Raw genomic sequence first — 16,991 nt, 5'->3', positions numbered from 1 at the left:
ACGCCGGGACCTCCCCGATCACCCGCGCTTCGGGCAAGAAGAAGGTCGCCTTGGCGCGGTTCGTGCACAACGACCGGCTCATCGACGCCTTGATGAGCCAGGCACAGAGCGCGTTGCTGCACTCGCCTGGGGCCCGCGCTTACTACGACCGGCAGAAAGCCTGCGGCGCCGGCCACAACGCCGCACTGCGGCAGCTCGCCAACCGACTCGTCGGCATTCTCCACGGATGCCTCAAAACCGGCATCGTCTACGACGAGCACACTGCCTGGCCGCATCACGCCGAGAACGTTGCTGCTTGACATCTACGCTCCTGGGATGTCTTTCGGGGTATCGGGGGCGGACGCGGGGAACTGGCGGTGGATGGGCGTCTGAGCCGCTGGTGAGGGTGCGCCGGCCCGCGGCGGAGGGATTGACTCGGCGATCGGGGGCGCTAAAGGCGGATTCTGGCTCACTGAGCGTGCCAGCGGCCCAGCAGAGAGCAATAACAGCGGCCAAACGGCGCAATCTGGGGCTTGAAGCGTTTGACAGGTCACCCAATCCGGGAATTTCGGCGGCATGTCTCCTTGGCGAACCACCACTCGACGGAACACGGCCGTGCGGGTCATCACGGCGATCGGCGCGATCTTCGCGGGGATCGAAGTTCTTTACATGATCATGGTGCTCGCCGGCGCGAATGCCGGTAACTCCTTCTTCGTCTTCATCAAGTCGTTGGCCGTTCCTCTCGCGTTGTTCTGGCCGGGCCTGTTCCCGGTGAGCAACCCGAGCCTGGCCGTGATCCTCGACTTCGGTCTGGCCGCCGTGTTCTGGCTGGTCGTCACGGGCATCATCGCCCGCTTCGCCGGTCGGTGACGGGCGCTCGCCGCCCGCGCCTTCCACTGGACTGCCACCTGCCGTCGCCGACCCCTCCGGCGACGGCAGGTGGTTCACCACACTGACAGCACTCACCACACTGACAGCGAAACGCGCACGATTGCCTGGCGCATGTGACGAAGCAGGCGCCAGGCACCGCCCGAAACCGTTCGGGCTGGTCACGAAGGCCCTTGTCGACGCGCAACCGACGGCAGGCACGCTCTCACCCCTTCGGGCGGCCACCCGCCGTCCCCGCCGACAGCGTTCTTCGGCGACACTGGACGGATGACTGACGGCAGATGGTTCGACGGCTGGGCGCCCTGGCCTGAGCTGGCCGGGCTGGCCGCGGTCGGGCGTTCACTGCTTCCGAACGTCCCGGTCACGCCGGCCGCTGTCGTGCGGACCGTCACCGAGCAGCTCGTCGGGCGCCGGTTGACCACCAAGGTCGACGGCCGCGAGGTGGGCCTCACCCTCACCGAACTCCACTACCCGGCCGACAGCCTGCGCTTGGCCACCGGACGCGTCGGCGACGTGCGCATCGTCGCCGAGGACGTCGACTGGCCCGAGCCCGCGGACGAGACCGGCAAGCAGAGCAGCATCCTCCTCAAGCGGGTCACCGTGCTCGCCGAGGACGTCCGCCTCCGCTCGCTGCCCACGCCGGCCGCCATTCCCGCGCGGGTCGAGCTGCGGATCGCCGTGGCCGCGGACGTGCTGCGTGAGCGGGTGGCGGCAGTCCGCCCCGGGATCGTCGCCGCGCCCGCCGAAAGCGGGCTGCTCCAGATCCACTGGGCCAAGCGGCCGCAGTGGGGCCACCTGACCCTGGAGGCCCAGGTGGTGGACGACGCCGTGGTGCTCGTGCCGCGGACTCTCCACATCGGACGCCGGCAGCTGAAGCCACCGGCACGCTTCCGCCCCATCGTGCTCCCCCTGCCGGAACTCCCGCCCGGGATAAAGCTGACGAAGGTGGAGCCACGGCAGGACGAACTCGTGCTGCACACCGTGGCGGAGGAATGGCCGGAACGGCTTTCCCGCATTTCGCTGGCCGACCTGCTGAGCTGGCTGACCACCGCGGCCATGACCCTGACTCTGCCGAAACTCGGTACGCGTCCATAACTCTCCTTCATCGACGTGGGCCCTACGCCAATGAAGTTACTCGAACGCCCGTTCGAACACATCACTCACACGGGTACAACCGGGAAACCCTGGCACAGCAGGATAATCACGCGTCCCGGTCGCGCAGATAACGCGTGTGGTCCGCCTGCCGGTCGACGTCCGCCGCGTAGAACCGCTCGGCGATCCGATGTGCCTCCGCTTCGAGCAAATCGAGCTGTGCCGCCAGTTCCGAAGCCGCACCGGCCCGCCGGGACGCGAACCAGCGCGGCAGGTTCAGGAAGGATTCCACCGACAGCGGCAGATCCGTCCGCACCAGCCGGACCACGGAGTGCCGCAGGTCCGGATCGGCCTGCAGCCGCGCGGGCTGCGCGAGCAGGTCGGCCAGCACTTCGGCGATCCGCCGCACAGTGTCCACAGTGGACTCAGGCATCCGCGACGCCTGGGAAGAAACCGAGGAGACCAGCGTCTCCAAAGACACGCGCAGCTCCCCCGAAGCGTCGGGCAGCAGCCGGACCTTCTCCGGCGGCGCGAGCAACGCGCCTGCCGCGTACAGCGCGACCACGACCACCGGCCACAGCCAGCCGATCACCCCGGTCAGGTACAGGCCCAGGCCGATGAGCCCGCCGACGCAGCCGGCGAGGTTCTTGGTCGAGCCCAGGTAACGCACCATCATTGGTATCCACGAATCTCTTGGAAGACGCTCGCGAGCTGGACCTTCCGCGCGTCGAACACCTTGCCGCCGGTCATCGTCGCGACCTGCGTCAGCTCGTCGCTCGACCCCTCGCCGAACAGCACCGTGAACACCGGCACCCCCTTCATCGCGGGCGGCAGCGAGCCGAACGACGCCTGGAAATCGGACAGGGACGAGCCGTTCGCGTTCTCCCCGTCGGTCATCAGGACGATCGAGGTGAAGCGATCGGGATCGCGCGCCGCCAAGGGTTCCAGCACCCGATAAGCCTCGGAGAGACTGTCGTAGATCGCCGTCCCGCCGCGAGCGGAGAGCCCTTCGGCGAACGCCTTGATCCGCGCCAGCTCGGCCGCCGGATCCTGCTCCGGCACGACGAACGTCGAAGCCGGCGAAGGCCCTGAGTTGAACGGCAGCATCGTCACCTCCTCCCGGCTGCGGAACCGCCGGTACCGGCCGGTGAGCGAGTTGTCGGCACCCGTCAGGCCGGCCAGCGCGGTGCGCAGCGAGTCGATCCGGTCGCCCTCCATCGAGCCGGACGTGTCGAGCACGTACAGCGTCCGCGACGGCCTGCGGATCTTGTCGAAGTACGCCTGGAGCAGGGCATCCACCGCCTGCTGCGTCGCCGGGAACGGCAGTTCGACGAGGTCCCGCCGCGCGAACTGCGGCCCCAGCGCGACCCCGGGCACGACCGGACGTCGCTGAGTCGTGTCCATGATCCGCTTCTGGACGTCCGGCGTGCGCAGGTAGTCGGCAAGCCGCTGGTGCGACGAACGCGCGTCGGCCCCGGCGTCCGCCAGCAGCGTCAAGGGATAGTCCGCCGTGACGACGCCGTCGCTCGGGTAGATCAGCTCCAGCGGTTCCGGCAGCTTCCCGGACGCGTTCGCCGAGAGCAGCACGGACTCGTAGTTGATCAGCCCGTCGACCTTCTGCCCGGGGTCCTGGCCGGTCGCGCGTCGCGTGTACGCGTCCGACAGCCAGCCCGACGATCCGGCCGAAAGCGCTTGCGCGCTGAAGAACTGCGTCAGCTGCGGGGTGACGGCGGCGATCTGCCGGGCGTCGATCGCGGTGCCCGCGCCCGCGAGCGCCGACGCGACGCCGACCAGCGCCGAGAACCCGGAGTTCGACGCCGACGGGTCGGTCATCCCGTACGTGAACGCCTTCTTGCCGGCCTGCGCGGCGATCTCGCCCCAGCCGACCGGCTTGCCCGTCCAGCCGAGCCGTCGCGCGGACGACGCCGAGAGCCCCAGCACCACCGGCGAACTCATGATCTTGACCTGGTTCCCGAGCCGCTTCGCCGCGTCGGGAATCCCGGCCGGGTAACGGTTCGACGAGAACCACACGGCGTCGTACCTGCCGTCGGCACTGCCGTTCGCCAGCGACTCGGCGCCTTCCAGGGTGCCGGTGAAGGTGAACTTGACCTTGACGCCGGTGGCCTTCGCGGCCTCGTCGAGCACCGGCTGCATGTCCGCCAGCTCGCTGCCCGCGAGGATCCTGAGCGTACCCGGCTCAGGGCCGTCGGACGCCGCGGAGGAGCAGCCGGCCAGCACCACCGCGGTCAGCGCCAGTAAAACGAGCTTCTTCATACTTCCCCCTCGTGCGAACGCCGCAGGTGGTCCTCGGCGCGGCGCAGCTCGCCGGTCAGTGACTCGACCGTGGTCGCCATGGTGCGGACGGCGTCCGCGCGGAAGCCGTCGATCGCGTCGATCGAGGCGTAGATCCGGTCGAACGACGCGCGGATCGTCTCGGTCGCGACGGCCGGGTCGCTGCTCGCCTTGCGGATCTCCGCGGACTGCGTTTCCAGCAGCTCGGAGTTGGCGCGGATCAGCCCGTCGGTGGTCGACCGCAGCGCCGCCACCTCGTCGAGGACGTCCCGCTGACCCGCCAGCGCGGCCGAGACGAGCAGCGCGACGCGCAGTGCGGACACGGTCGTCGAGACCGCCCGCTCGACGCCGCGGATCAGCTCGTCGTTGGTGCGCCGCACCAGGTCCAGCGCGAGGTACCCCTGCGCGCTCACCGCGAGCTGGGTGAGCAGGTCCTGGTGCCGCTGCCGGATCGGGTAGAGGATGTCGCCGCGCAACGCCTGGGCCCGCGACGGGTCGGCGAACTCGAACACCGACGCCTGACGCTCGATGGCCGCGTCAACGGCTTCGGCGAACACCGACGCTTCGGCGAGCTTCCCCAGTACCTTCCACAGCCGTTCGCGCTCGCCCTTGATCGCGGCGTTGTCCCGCCGCAACCGGTCCTGCCGTGTCCGCAGGTCGACGACCAGCGCGTTCACCGGCTCGTTCGCCGCGTGGTAGCGATCCAGGGCCCGCTTTGCGGCGTTGGCCACCGGGAACACGCCGAGCAGCTTCCGGCCGGTGATCGGCAGTTTCGCCGGGTCCAGCTCGGCGACCGTCCGGCGCAACCCGGCCAGGCTCATCGTGACCTGGTCCTGAGGAGAAGCGGAACCACGCAACGAGCGGTCCAGCATCGCACCCGCGACGCCGGCCGCGGCCCGCATGTCGGCCTCGCCGACGGCCAGCAGCTCGTCGAGGACGTCGGTGAACTCCGGTGACTTGACGTCCAAGGCCTCCAGGCGCGTCGCGAAGACGTCGGCGCGCGCGGTGATCTCGGCGCGGGTGTCGGCCCCGAGCGTGACGAGCCCGGCGGCCCGCTCGGGGGAAACCGCGGTGACGGGGGTGAGTTCGTCCATGTCAGTACTGCTTGCCGACGGCGTCGAGCAGGCGCTCGAGGGTCTCGAACGACGGCGGCTCGACGGCGTCCACGAGGTCTGCGGGCGCGTGCGCCGGCGCGGCGACGTCGGCGAAGAGCTTCGGGTCGGTGGTGCGGAACCCGAAGGTCGCGGCCAGCTTGCCCAGCTCGGGGTCGGTCGCGAGCAGCTGACCGACCTTGTCGCCATCACCCGACAGCGGCACCAGCGTGTGCTTCGAGTAGACCGTCGGCGCGGTGTAGATCATGCGCATGTCCGGCCGGATCGAGCCGTCGCCGCGGACGACGCGGTCCACGAACTGCGACTCGTAGATCAACGCCAGCGGCGTCTTGCCCATGCCCGCGGACAGGTAGTCCTCGAACGGTCCTTCGGTGCTGTTCTGCGTGTATCCCTGGTCCAGGAACAGTTTCGACACCGACGGCAGCACCTTCGCCTCCTGCTCGGGTGAGCTGACGACGGTGTTGCCGTTGGCCACGAAGGAAACGATCGACAGGTACATCGCCGCGGAGTTCGACTCACGCGGGTCGGTGGTCGTGACCAGGACGTTCTTGCGGGCCGGGTACGCGGTGTTACCGGGCAGCTGGTCCCAGCGCGTGCCCGCCTTCGCGACGTCCAGGTACTTCGCGACGTCGAGGACGTCGTAGTCGCCGGCGCCCTTGCGCACCACGCCGTTCGCGCGCAGCAGCGCGACGATCGGCTCGAAGGTGGCGATCGCCATCGGCGACTGGAACGGCGTGTACACGGTCGTGACCTTGCGGTCGCGCTGGATCTTCTGCGCCGCGGGCGAGGACGACGGGAACGCGAACGCGTACTTCCCGAGGTCGACGGTCGTCGCGAGCTGCCGCGACCCGGCCGTGTCGACCTCGACCTTCAGCCCGTGGTGCGCGAAGGCGTCGACGACGCGCTGGTCGGTGAAGAAGGCCTGCTTCTCCGACCCGATGACCCCGCGCACCGTCGCAAGACCCGGCCCGGAGCCGTTGCCCCAGACGATCACCGCCACGACCGCGAGCAGCAGCACCACGGCCAGTCCGATCGATACCCGGCGTTTCACGAGCCACTCCCCTCAGCCGCCTTCGCTCATTTGACGCGGGAGGGAGGCGGTTCGAAGTGAACAGCGGGTGAAGGAACGGTCTCAGGTCACCGGGAACCAGGTCCCCGACGCCCATTCCGTTTCGCCCCAAGCCTTTCGCTCTTCGGCGCGTGGGTCGAGCACCAAGTCCGTGTCTTCCCGGAAAACCAGCACCGGTCGCAGCTCCGGGCCGTACGGCGGCCATTCGGGGCCGTCGGCGGACGCGACGCCGTCGTGCACGAACCGCACCCAGCAGCGGTGGATCAGGAACGCCGCGCGCTCGCGGGCCGGGTTCACGTCGGTCGCTTCCGCGAACAACGGCAGCGGCGTCTTCCACGCCATCGTCGTCTCGGTGCCGTGCCCGCCGTCGAGCTGCTCGGGCACGCCGGGGGCCGCGATGTCGATGCGGTAGCGGTAGACGGGCGCGTGCGCGGACTGCGCGTCGGCGAGCCGCTGGGTCGGGACGCCGTAGCGTTCGTCGCCCATCGCGGCGATCTTCGCGGCGTTGAGGTCGGGGACGCGGCGGAGGTACGTCTCGAGAAGCTGCGAAGCGCCTTCCTCGCCGAGGATCTCGCTGAGAACCCCACTGGCGGGCGCCGTCGCGACGTCGTCACCCAGCATCATCGCGTACGTGCTGCCTTCGTTGCTGTTGCAGCCGACGAGCAGCGGGACGCCGGCCGCACTGCCGCGGCGGATCGGCTCGATCGGGACTTCGGGCAGCACGCGGGGGTGCAGCGTCGGGCGCCACAGCCACAGCGCCTGGAACCCGGTGAGGATCCGTTCCTGCGCCTCGACGAACTCCTTGGCCGGCAACGCCCGCAGGGACGCGATGTCGTGGCAGCCGACCTCGTCGAGCAGCCGCCGGGCCAGCGCGGTGCCGGTTTCCGGCGTCGCCACGTGGTCCGCGCCGCCGCTGCTGCTGATCGCTTGCGCGAACAACCCCGCGCCGAGCGGGCTGCCCATCAGGTTCCCGACGCTCTTCGCGCCCGCCGAGACGCCGTAGACGGTGATCCGCGACGGGTCCCCGCCGAACGCGGAAATGTTGCGGCGCACCCACTTCAGCGCGGCGATCTGGTCGAGCAGGCCGCCCACCCCGGCGTCCGCCTCGGCCTCGCCGAAGATGCCGGCGAGGTGCAGGAACCCGAGCGAGCCGAGCCGGTAGTTGATCGTGACGACGACGATCCCGGCGCGCGCGAACTCCTCGCCGTCGCCGAGCTGTTCGCCGTGACCGACGCGGTAACCGCCGCCGTGCAGCCAGAACAGCACCGGGTACCCGCCCTCGGGCGCGGGCTCCTCCGGCGTGCAGACGTTGAGGTACAGGCAATCCTCGTCGCAGACCGCCTGCGGGTTCATCGGGTCGGGCGACTGCATCGCGTGCGGCCCGTACTCCGCCGCGACGTGCACGCCACCCGAGAGCGAAGGCGGCTGCGGCGCCTTCCACCGCAGCTCGCCGACCGGCGGCCGGGCGTACGGGATCCCGCGCCACCGGCGGACGCCGTCACCCGCCAGCCCCACCAGCGCCCCGAGCTCGGTCGTGACCGTCGGGACCGAGGCCATCAGAGGGAGGCCTGCTCTTCGGTCGGAAGGCACACCTCGAACCGGGTGCTCCCTGGCTCGGACTCGACGCGCAGGTCGCCCTGGTGCCGCTCGACGACGATCTTCCACGAGATGTCCAGGCCGAGCCCGGTGCCCTCGCCGACCGCCTTGGTCGTGAAGAACGGCTCGAAGATCCGCCCCTTGATGTCTTCCGGGATGCCCGGACCGGTGTCGCCGATCTCCACGCGCACCTGATCGTTGACGCCCCAGGTGCGCAGCGTGAGCGTGCCTTCGCCGCCCATCGCGCCCAGCGCGTTGTCGATGATGTTCGTCCACACCTGGTTGAGCTCGCCCGCGTACGCCGGGATCTTCGGCAGGTCGCGGTCGTACTCCTTGACGACGCGGACGCCGTCGCCGATCTTGCCCGCGAGCATCACGAGCGTGGAGTCGAGGCCGTCGTGGACGTCGACCCACTGGTGCGGCGAGCGGTCCATCTGCGAGTACTGCTTGGCCTTGCCGACCAGCGCGGAGATGCGAGTGGTCGAGTCCTCGATCTCGCCCATCAGCATCTCGGTCTCGAGCGCGTAGGCGAGCCAGCGGACGGCGCCGTCCATGAAGGTGTCGCCGACCTGCTCCAGGACGTTGTCCAGGTCGGTCGTGGTGAGCCCGGCCCGCACGTAGATGTCGGCGAGGTCCCAGCCACCGTCGATGTCGTGGTCCTCGAACCAGTCGCTGATCTGGTCCTCGCGGTCGGACTGCTGCATCGCGCTCAGCTTCGGAGCCTGCGCGACCTGCTTGACCAGCTTTTCCTGGACGTCGATCAGCTGGTAGAGCAGCTCGGGATCGATGGTCTTCTTCGCCAGGAAAGCCAGCTTGTGCCGCATCCCGGCGACGCGCTCGCGCAGCGCGGACGTCGCCCGGACGGCGGCCGCGGCCGGGTTGTTCAGCTCGTGCGTCAGGCCGGCCGACAGCTCGCCCAGCGCCAGGAGACGGCGGCGCGAGCCGATCACGGTGTCGCTGTTGCGCCAGCCGAGGTACATGCCTTCGAGCAGGTGCGTCGCCATCGGGAACCACCGACGGAACTCGACGGAGAACTCCCGCGAGGGCAGCGCCAGGAACGTGACGTCGGACAGCGCGCGCACGGACGCGCCGTAGCGGTGGTCGGTGTCCTGGTGCACGAAGAACTGCGTCGCGCCGAAGTAGACGCCGCGCTGGTCGGACCGGTTGGTCTCGACCTCGGTGCCGCTGACGAGCCGCGTCATCCGGATCGCGCCGCTCAGCAGGACGTAGAAGCAGGTCGCTTCGTCGCCTTCACGGATGACGACGGTGTCGCCCTCGTACTCCTCGAGCACGGCGTTGTCGGCGATCCAGTCGAGCTGGTCCTCGGAAAGGTGTTCGAACAGGAAGAGGCCGCGAAGCTCTTCCCGCGGCAATGCGCTCATTGTTCCTCCAGGTACCGGTGTACCAGCGTCACGGCCATCGCGCCTTCGCCGACCGCCGACGCCACCCGCTTGACCGACTGGGACCGCACGTCGCCCGCTACGAAGACGCCCGGGATCGACGACTCGAGGTAATGCGGGTCACGGTCCAGGGTCCAGCCCCGCGGGCGCTGGCCGGCGGCCAGCAGGTCCGGGCCGGTGCAGACGAAGCCGTGGTCGTCGCGGTGGAGGTCGTCGCCGAGCCACTCCGTGCGGGGGGCCGCGCCGATGAAGATGAACAGGTGGCCGGTGTCGACCTCCTCGGTGACGCCGTTCTCGCAGAGCGTGAGCCGCTCCAGGTGGCCGTCGCCGTGGGCCTGCTTGACCGTGGTGCGGGTGCGGACGTGGATGTTCTCGATGCCGGCGATCTGCTCGATCAGGTAGTGCGACATCGACGACTCGAGCGACTCCCCGCGGACCAGGATGCTGACGTCGCTGGCGTGCTTGGAGAAGAACACCGCGGCCTGCCCGGCGGAGTTCGCGCCGCCGACGATGTAGACGTGCTCGCCCTTGCACTCGGGCGCCTCGGTGGGCGCCGAGCCGTAGTAGACGCCGCGGCCGCTCAGCTCCTCGATGCCCTCGGCGTCGAGCGCGCGGTAGGTGACGCCGCTGGCGAGGATCACCGAGTGCGCGGCGATCTCGCTGCCGTCGCCGAAGGTGATGACCCGGGACGAGCCGCGGGCCTCCAGGCCGACGACGTCGCGGGCGGTCAGCACCTCGGCGCCGAACTTCTGCGCCTGGCGCCGCGCCCGGTCGGTCAGCTGCGCACCGGAGACGCCGTCGGGGAAGCCGAGGTAGTTCTCGATGCGCGAGCTCGTCCCGGCCTGCCCGCCGGTGGCCTTCTTCTCGACGAGCACCGTGCGCAGGCCCTCGGACGCGCCGTACACCGCGGCGCCGAGCCCGGCCGGGCCGCCGCCGATGACGACGAGGTCGTAGAACTCCTGCGCGGGGCGGGTCGACAAGCCGACCGCGTCCGCGATCTCGCCGCTGGAGGGGTGCTTGAGCACGGTGCCGTCGGGGGTGACGATCACCGGGATGTCGGCTTCGGTGGCGTCGGCGGCCTTGAGCAGGCGCTTGCCCTCGTCGTCCTCGACCGAGTACCAGCGGTAGGGCACGGCGTTGCGCGCGAGGAAGTCGCGCATGTGGAACGACGGCGACGAGTACCGGTGGCCGAGGAGCTTGACCTCGTCGACCGGCTTGTCGCCGACGGCCTTCCAGGTCTCGACGAGCGCGTCGATCACCGGGTAGAGCTTCTCCTCCGGCGGGTCCCACGGCTTGAGCAGGTAGTGGTCGACGTCGACGACGTTGATCGCCTGGATCGCGGCGTCGGTGTCGGCGTAGGCGGTCAGCAGGGCCCGGCGGGCGTGCGGGAACAGGTCCATCGCCTTCTCGAGGAAGGCGATGCCGTCCATCTGCGGCATCCGGTAGTCGGCGAGGATCGCCGCGACGGCGTCGCCGCGCAGCTTGATCTCGCGCAGCGCGTCGAGGGCGTCGGCGCCCGAGTCGGCGCGGATGATGCGGTAGTCCTTGCCGTAGCGCCGGCGCAGGTCACGGGCGACCGAGCGGGACACGGCGGGATCGTCGTCGACGGTCATCAGGATCGGCTGGCTCACGCTTGCAGCCTACGGCGCAAGGCGCTCCGCTGGGGAGGACCGGCGTTTCGGCACCTGGACCCGCTCCAGGTCTCGGGCCACCACGATCTCGCCGTCGAACTCGGCGCGGGCTTCGTCGAAGAACCGCTGAGGCTCGGGGTAGCGCTGCGAAAAGTGGGTCAGCACGAGCAGCCGGACGCCGGACTCGGTGGCCACGCGGGCGGCCTGCTGGGCGGTCAGGTGGCCGAAGTCACGGGCCAGGGCGGTGTCCTCGGCGAGGAAGGTCGACTCGATCACGAGCATGTCCGCGTCCTCGGCGAGGGCGTAGACGCCGTCGCAGAGGCGGGTGTCCATGACGAACGCGAACCGCTGGCCGCGCCGGGGCACGCTGACGTCGTCGAGGCTCACCGTCCCCAGCCGTCCGTCCCGCTGGAGCCTGCCGACATCCGGGCCTCGGATGCCGAACGAACGCAGCCGCTCGGGGAGCATCGTCCGGCCGTCCGGCTCGACCAGCCGGTAACCGAACGCCTCGACCGGGTGACTCAGGAGCCGCGCTTCCAGGACGCCGAACTTTCCCGACGCGATCTGCCCACTCGAAGAGATGGGCTGTTCCCGCAGGTCGGCGGTCTCGTAGAACGACGTCGCGTGCCGCAGCCGCTCGAAGTAGTGCGCGCCGGACGCCGGGAAGTGCGCGTGCACGGTGTGCTGCACCTTGTCGAGCGACAGCCGCTGGATGACACCCGACAGGCCGAGGCTGTGGTCGCCGTGGAAGTGCGTGACGCAGATCCGGGTGACGTCCGTGACCGCGACGCCGGCGTGCACCATCTGCCGCTGGGTGCCTTCGCCGGGGTCGAAGAGGAGGCCTTCGCCGTCCCACCGCAGGAGGTAGCCGTTCTGGTTTCGGTGGCGCGTGGGCACCTGGCTCGCGGTGCCCAGCACCACCAGTTCGCGGGTCACATCCCCGCACGGTACTCAGACCGCGGCGGGCGTGTTCGCGATCTTCCGCAGCCGGAAGGCCAGCACGAGCAGCACTATCCCGTAGATCAGCGCGTAGATGCCGACGAGCAGGGCGACGCCGTACGCGCCCGCGATCGGGTTGATCACGATGAGGATCCCGGCGAGCACGGAGATCGCGCCGGCCAGGATGAGGAACGCCTCGCCCTGGATCTGCTTGCGCAGGCGGATCGCGGCGGCGATCTCGGCGATGCCGGTGACGATCGCCCACAGCCCGACCAGCAGCGCCAGCAGCAGCACCGTGATGCCCGGCCACACCAGCACCACGATCCCGGCGACGATGCCGAGCACGCCCAGCACGCCGTACGCGGCGCGGTGGGCGCCGTCGCCCGGGCGGAAAGCCTGCATCAGTGCGCCGATGCCGTCCACGATCGCGTAGACGCCGTAGAGGATGGCCAGCACGAGGACCGTCTCGCCGGGCCAGGCGAGCGCGAAGATCCCGAACAGCACGGCGAGCACGCCGCGCAGGGCGGCCAGCGGCCAGGCCACACGGGGTTCGACGACGATTCCGAAGGCGGTCATGTCCCGCTCCTTTGCACTCCGGGAGCCCCAGTATCGCCGCAGTTCGCGGGCCTGGCGCGGTTCACCACCCGTTCGGGCGTGGATCCCGGAGCAGCAGCTCGACGTTGCGGTCGGCCGCGGTCCCGGCGCCCCGCTCGGGGCCGTCGCGGTGCTGCCAGTAGTTCGCCGACAGCTCGCGGGACAGCCCCGCCAGCCCGATCGGGTCGTCACCACCGCCCGTCACCGGTCCACTGTGGTCGACGATCGTGACCACAATGGACAGCGTGCCGTCGGCGTTGTCACGCACCTCGACGAGCCGGGCCTGCTGCGGCCAGTCGATGTGCGACGCCGTCGTCACCTCCCAGAACGTCGCCTGCGGGGTCACCTTGTTCTCGTGGGTGTGGCCGTTCACCCAGAGGACGACGTTCGGTGACGCGTGCAGCAGCGCGGCCAGCTCCCCGGCCAAGACCCGCCGGTCCGGGCCGTGGTCGTTGACCAGCGTCTCGAGGGGGTGGTGGCTGAACAGCACGACGAGCCGGTCCGCCGACGCCGCCAGCTCCGCGCGCAACCACTCGGACTGGGGAACGTCGAGCGAGCCCTGCCAGAAGCCGTGCGGGTTGACCGTGTCGAGCACCAGGCAGCGTAGGACGCCGTGGTCGAACGCGTAGTAGGCGGTGTCGGACTCGGCGTTCGCCCGGACGTATCCGTGGCCGTGGCAGTCGACGTGCGCGCCGATCCACTCGGCGCGCGAGACGTGCCGCCGCTCGGGATCGGGCGTCACGGGCACCGTGGCGCCGTCCAGCAGCCGCGCGACGACGTCCCGCTCGGCCTGGTCGAAGCCGTGCAGCAGCTCGACGACGTCACCCTCGGGCAACGCCGTCAGCTTGTCCCCGCCGACCGTGATCTCGCCCAGTTCCGGCCACGGCGGGACGACGCCCTGCAGCATGTTGTCGTGGTTGCCGTAGACGGCGTACCACGGCATCCGCAGCCCGGTCGCCTCGAACGGGCGCGCGGCCGCGTCGAGCACGCCCGGCGTCTCCGGGAAGCCGTAGCGGGCCCGCGTGTGGTCGTCTTCGCAGCCCTCGGGTGTGCCGTCGGGGTGCCAGTAGCGGACGTCGTAGGTCGCCGGGTCGCTCGCGTGGACGCCCTCCCAGTGCCCGCGCTCGCCGGAGTCCGGGTCGACCGGGCCGCCGTCGAGCGCGCCCAGGTAAGCACGCAGTTCGTTGGCCTGGCAGGCATCCGTGGCGTCGCCGGTCGAAATCGCGAAGTCGACGTCGGACTCGTTCACCGCGCGGACCATCGCCTCGACGACGTGCGTGGTGAACACGTCCTGCGGCCGGTAGGTGCCGATCAGCGGGAGGTGGAGCCGCAGCTGAGATATCCGGGGCTCCGCCCCGAGCCGGGGGCTCCGCCACCCGGACCCCCGAAAGATCGCGCGAGTCCGGGTCGGCGTGGCGTTCCAGGTACTCGACGCGGCTCGGCGACTGCGCGTCCATCACGTGCAGGTCCGACAGGTGCGCGAACCGCGCCAGCGGCGTCCCGGCCCGGGACGGCGAGGCCGGCGCGAGGTCCTCCCGGACGGCGTGCGGTTCGCCCGGCGCCTCGGCGAGCCGCCGGTAACCCAGCTCGCCCGCCTCGGCCCGGACGATCCGCCGGCGCGTCGTGTCCACTACGCGTCCGCCGCCAGCAGGACCGGGCGGCTGCCGAAGCCGACGGCCGCCGTGCTGCCCGGGAGCAGCTCCGCGGCCGTCACGCTCGGCAGGTCCACGAGCACCGTCGTGCCGTCCGGCAGCACCGCCGTGAGGCGGGTGACCGCGCCGCGGAAGCTGTGGTCGGTGACGCGGGCCGGGCCGCCGGGTTCGAGCGTCACCGTTTCGGGGCGGACCAGCACGCGCACGGCCGCGCCGTCCGCCCGCTCCCCCGGCTCGGCCAGCTTCAGCCGCTGCCCGGCGACGTCGACCTCGGTGCCGCCGCCGGTGACCGTGCCCGCGAGGTGGTTCATCGTGCCGACGAACTCCGCCACGAACGCCGTCGCCGGGCGCGCGTACAACGCGGCCGGGGTGTCGCACTGCTCCAGCCGGCCGTCCTTCATCACCCCGACGCGGTCGGCGATGGACAGCGCTTCTTCCTGGTCGTGCGTGACGAACAGCGTCGTGATGCCGACCCTCAGCTGCAGCCGGCGGATCTCGTCCCGCAGCTGCGTGCGCACCTGGGCGTCCAAAGCGGACAGTGGCTCGTCGAGCAGCAGCACGCGCGGCTCGATGGCCAGCGCCCGGGCGAGCGCGACGCGCTGCTGCTGGCCGCCGGAGAGCTGGTGCGGGTAGCGCTTGGCGTGGGTGTCCAGCCCGACCAGCTCCAGCAGTTCCTGCGCCCGCTGGTGCCGGGGCGCCATGCCCTGGCCGCGCAGCCGCAGCCCGAACGCGACGTTGTCCCGCACGGTCAGGTTCGGGAACAGACTGTAGGCCTGGAACACCATGCCCATGTCGCGCTTGTTCGCCGGCACGCCGACGACGTCGGAGCCGTCGACGAGCACCTCGCCCGCGTCGACCTGCTCCAGGCCGGCCAGCACGCGCAACGCCGTCGTCTTGCCGCAGCCGGACGGGCCGAGCAGCGCGACCAGCTCGCCCGGCTCGATCACCAGGTTCAGGCCGTCGAGGGCCTTGACGTCGCCGAACTCGCGGTGCAGGCCGCGAAACTCCACGGAGGCGCCGGTCTTGGTCTCGATCATCAGGCGGTTCCTTGCGGTGCGGGGGCGATGGGCGCGGCCGGGTTGTGCTCACGACGGCGGCGGCCCGCGACGAGGGACAGGACGAACAGCAGCAGGAACGCGACGACCAGGCTGAACAGCGACACCGCGACCGACACGCCGGCCTCGGACTGTCCGGTTTGGACGGTCCACACCGGGAAGGTGTCCATCAGCAGGATGCTGGCCAGGGTGTATTCGCCCAGCACCAGCGCCAGGTTGAGGAACGCGGCGCCGAACACCGCGCTGCGGATGTTGGGCACGATCACCCGCACCAGCACCGTGCCCCAGCCGGCGCCGAGGCTGCGCGCGGCCTCGACCAGGGTCGGCAGCGCGATCGCCTGCAGGCCCGCGTCGAGCGTGCGGTAGGTGAACGGCAGCGCCAGGACGACGTACTCCAGCACGAGGATCACCGGCGTCCCGTTGATCACCTCCGGCGCGTCCGCGAACACCACGAGCACGCCGTTGACCAGCACGATCGGCGGGATGACCAGCGGCAGCAGGCTGATCCCCTCCATCACCCGGCGCAGCTTCGGCTTGCGCAGGTGCACCCAGCTGACCGTCGGGACCATGATCAGCAGTGTGAGCACGACGGTGCCCGCGGCGACCCACAACGACGTGCCCAGCGTCTCGAACAGGCCCGGCTCGTCGAGCAGCTTGCTCCACGAGACGAAGCTGTGCGTGTCGTTGACGTCGCGCAGGCTGAACTCGACCGACGCCGCCATCGGCACCAGGAAGTACAGGCCGAACAGGGTGAGAATGGTCCAGCGACCCCATTTGTTCGTCATCCGAGCCACCTCGACGCGCGCCGCTGCATCCACGAGTAGAACGCCATCACGATCGCGACCACGACGATCATGCCGAGGCCGAGCGCCTTCCCGAGGTTCTGCTGGTCCGCCACGACGTTGCCGGAGACCAGCGAGCCGATCTGGATCGGCACCAGCGGGATGATGCCGGTGGTCAGCGCGTACGCGGTGGCGTAGGCGCTGAAGGCGTTGGCGAACAACAGGAGCGTCGAAGCCAGGAACGGCGGCAGCAGTACCGGGACGGCAATGAGCCGGAAGTACTGCGTGCGCGTCGCGCCCAGGTTTTCCGCCGCCTCGCGCCACTGCGCGCGCATGCCTTCCAGTGCCGGGGTGAACACGATGACCATCAGCGGGATCTGGAAGTAGATGTAGACGATCGCGATGCCGGAGAAGCTGAACAGGCTGAACCCGGACGCGTAGAGGTCGAGGCCCAGGCCGGTCAGCGCCTTGGTGACGATGCCGATGCTGCCGAGCGTGGCGATGAACGCGAACGCCAGCGGCACGCCGCCGAAGTTGGCCAGGACGCCGGCCGCGCTGGAGACGACCTTGCGCAGCAGGCCGTCCGGCTTGGACCCGAGGACGGCGTGGGCGAGCAGCGCGCCGAGCACGGCGCCGACCACGGCGGTCAGCGCGGACAGCTCGATGGACGTCACGAACGACCGGCCGAACTGGTCCTTGAAGGCCGCGCCGAGGTTGTCGGTGGTGAACGCGCCGTCGTTGTCCTGGAAGGCGCCGACCGCGACCATCACCACCGGCGCCCCGAGGAAGACACCGGTGTAGGCGAGGAAGGGCAGCAGGCCGAGGTGGCCGGTCACCCACTTGAGCAAGCGCCACGCGAACCCGGGGCGCACGGGCACGGCGGCAGGCGATGTCGCGCCTGCCGCCGTGG

At 70.4% G+C, this 16,991-nt stretch carries 15 protein-coding genes and 1 pseudogene; 3 read left to right on the top strand and 13 right to left on the bottom strand.

Annotated features, from left to right (window positions below):
- The 3 genes and pseudogenes from ACLJQZ_RS37180 to ACLJQZ_RS37170 all read left to right on the top strand — a co-directional run.
- Positions 1-299 (top strand): annotated as a pseudogene (locus tag ACLJQZ_RS37180) (IS110 family transposase); the annotation flags it as partial.
- 295 nt (positions 300-594) lie between these two features.
- Positions 595-849 (top strand): hypothetical protein, encoded by a 255-nt coding sequence (locus ACLJQZ_RS37175; protein WP_247061574.1) that lies wholly within the window; start codon positions 595-597, stop codon positions 847-849.
- A gap of 285 nt (positions 850-1,134) precedes the next feature.
- Positions 1,135-1,962 (top strand): hypothetical protein, encoded by an 828-nt coding sequence (locus ACLJQZ_RS37170; protein ID WP_410624987.1) that lies wholly within the window; start codon positions 1,135-1,137, stop codon positions 1,960-1,962.
- A gap of 106 nt (positions 1,963-2,068) precedes the next feature.
- On the opposite strand, the gene ACLJQZ_RS37165 is transcribed toward ACLJQZ_RS37170, so the two are convergent.
- The 13 genes from ACLJQZ_RS37165 to ACLJQZ_RS37105 form a co-directional block, all read right to left on the bottom strand.
- The gene (locus ACLJQZ_RS37165) at positions 2,069-2,635 is read right to left on the bottom strand and encodes a hypothetical protein (protein ID WP_410624985.1); all 567 of its coding nucleotides are present in this window, start codon (positions 2,633-2,635) and stop codon (positions 2,069-2,071) included.
- A complete protein-coding gene (locus ACLJQZ_RS37160; protein WP_410624983.1) occupies positions 2,632-4,233 on the bottom strand; it encodes a substrate-binding domain-containing protein in 1,602 nt (533 codons plus the stop codon). The genes ACLJQZ_RS37165 and ACLJQZ_RS37160 overlap by 4 nt, the downstream gene beginning before the upstream one ends.
- Complete coding sequence (locus ACLJQZ_RS37155) at positions 4,230-5,345, bottom strand: toxic anion resistance protein (RefSeq protein ID WP_410624981.1); 1,116 nt, start codon at positions 5,343-5,345, stop codon at positions 4,230-4,232. The genes ACLJQZ_RS37160 and ACLJQZ_RS37155 overlap by 4 nt, the downstream gene beginning before the upstream one ends.
- Position 5,346: 1 nt before the next feature.
- Complete coding sequence (locus ACLJQZ_RS37150) at positions 5,347-6,414, bottom strand: hypothetical protein (RefSeq protein ID WP_410624980.1); 1,068 nt, start codon at positions 6,412-6,414, stop codon at positions 5,347-5,349.
- Positions 6,415-6,495: 81 nt separating this feature from the next.
- Positions 6,496-7,989 carry a carboxylesterase/lipase family protein gene (locus ACLJQZ_RS37145; RefSeq protein ID WP_410624978.1) on the bottom strand — a complete coding sequence of 498 codons (1,494 nt, stop codon included), beginning with the start codon at positions 7,987-7,989 and terminating at the stop codon, positions 6,496-6,498.
- Positions 7,989-9,410, bottom strand: coding sequence for an ATP-binding protein (locus ACLJQZ_RS37140; RefSeq protein ID WP_326955586.1), 1,422 nt, complete (start codon positions 9,408-9,410; stop codon positions 7,989-7,991). The genes ACLJQZ_RS37145 and ACLJQZ_RS37140 overlap by 1 nt, the downstream gene beginning before the upstream one ends.
- On the bottom strand, positions 9,407-11,059 hold the full coding sequence (locus tag ACLJQZ_RS37135; RefSeq protein WP_410624976.1) for an FAD-dependent oxidoreductase: 1,653 nt from the start codon (positions 11,057-11,059) through the stop codon (positions 9,407-9,409). The genes ACLJQZ_RS37140 and ACLJQZ_RS37135 overlap by 4 nt, the downstream gene beginning before the upstream one ends.
- Positions 11,060-11,068: 9 nt before the next feature.
- The gene (locus ACLJQZ_RS37130) at positions 11,069-11,995 is read right to left on the bottom strand and encodes a ribonuclease Z (RefSeq protein WP_410624974.1); all 927 of its coding nucleotides are present in this window, start codon (positions 11,993-11,995) and stop codon (positions 11,069-11,071) included.
- Between the two features lie 15 nt (positions 11,996-12,010).
- Positions 12,011-12,574, bottom strand: a complete 564-nt coding sequence (locus tag ACLJQZ_RS37125; protein ID WP_410624972.1) for an HdeD family acid-resistance protein — start codon at positions 12,572-12,574, stop codon at positions 12,011-12,013.
- 61 nt (positions 12,575-12,635) lie between these two features.
- Entirely contained in the window at positions 12,636-13,904 is a 1,269-nt protein-coding gene (locus ACLJQZ_RS37120; RefSeq protein ID WP_410625007.1) for a TIGR03767 family metallophosphoesterase, read from the bottom strand.
- Positions 13,905-14,222: 318 nt separating this feature from the next.
- The gene (locus tag ACLJQZ_RS37115; RefSeq protein ID WP_410624970.1) at positions 14,223-15,281 is read right to left on the bottom strand and encodes an ABC transporter ATP-binding protein; all 1,059 of its coding nucleotides are present in this window, start codon (positions 15,279-15,281) and stop codon (positions 14,223-14,225) included.
- The gene (locus ACLJQZ_RS37110; RefSeq protein ID WP_410624968.1) at positions 15,281-16,084 is read right to left on the bottom strand and encodes an ABC transporter permease; all 804 of its coding nucleotides are present in this window, start codon (positions 16,082-16,084) and stop codon (positions 15,281-15,283) included. The genes ACLJQZ_RS37115 and ACLJQZ_RS37110 overlap by 1 nt, the downstream gene beginning before the upstream one ends.
- Complete coding sequence (locus ACLJQZ_RS37105; protein ID WP_410624966.1) at positions 16,081-16,959, bottom strand: ABC transporter permease; 879 nt, start codon at positions 16,957-16,959, stop codon at positions 16,081-16,083. The genes ACLJQZ_RS37110 and ACLJQZ_RS37105 overlap by 4 nt, the downstream gene beginning before the upstream one ends.
- Positions 16,960-16,991 lie beyond the last annotated feature (32 nt).

The sequence above is a fragment of the Amycolatopsis sp. cmx-8-4 genome, from assembly GCF_046548675.1.
GTDB lineage: Bacteria > Actinomycetota > Actinomycetes > Mycobacteriales > Pseudonocardiaceae > Amycolatopsis.
This window is presented reverse-complemented; position numbering and strand designations above follow the sequence as displayed.

Bases quoted from the DNA above. Each gene is read 5' to 3' on its own strand.
- ACLJQZ_RS37125 (WP_410624972.1), bottom strand. From the start codon at position 12,574: ATGACCGCCTTCGGAATCGTCGTCGAACCCCGTGTGGCCTGGCCGCTG.
- ACLJQZ_RS37110 (WP_410624968.1), bottom strand. From the start codon at position 16,084: ATGACGAACAAATGGGGTCGCTGGACCATTCTCACCCTGTTCGGCCTG.
- ACLJQZ_RS37115 (WP_410624970.1), bottom strand. From the start codon at position 15,281: ATGATCGAGACCAAGACCGGCGCCTCCGTGGAGTTTCGCGGCCTGCAC.
- ACLJQZ_RS37165 (WP_410624985.1), bottom strand. From the start codon at position 2,635: ATGATGGTGCGTTACCTGGGCTCGACCAAGAACCTCGCCGGCTGCGTC.
- ACLJQZ_RS37160 (WP_410624983.1), bottom strand. From the start codon at position 4,233: ATGAAGAAGCTCGTTTTACTGGCGCTGACCGCGGTGGTGCTGGCCGGC.
- ACLJQZ_RS37145 (WP_410624978.1), bottom strand. From the start codon at position 7,989: ATGGCCTCGGTCCCGACGGTCACGACCGAGCTCGGGGCGCTGGTGGGG.
- ACLJQZ_RS37140 (WP_326955586.1), bottom strand. From the start codon at position 9,410: ATGAGCGCATTGCCGCGGGAAGAGCTTCGCGGCCTCTTCCTGTTCGAA.
- ACLJQZ_RS37155 (WP_410624981.1), bottom strand. From the start codon at position 5,345: ATGGACGAACTCACCCCCGTCACCGCGGTTTCCCCCGAGCGGGCCGCC.
- ACLJQZ_RS37170 (WP_410624987.1), top strand. From the start codon at position 1,135: ATGACTGACGGCAGATGGTTCGACGGCTGGGCGCCCTGGCCTGAGCTG.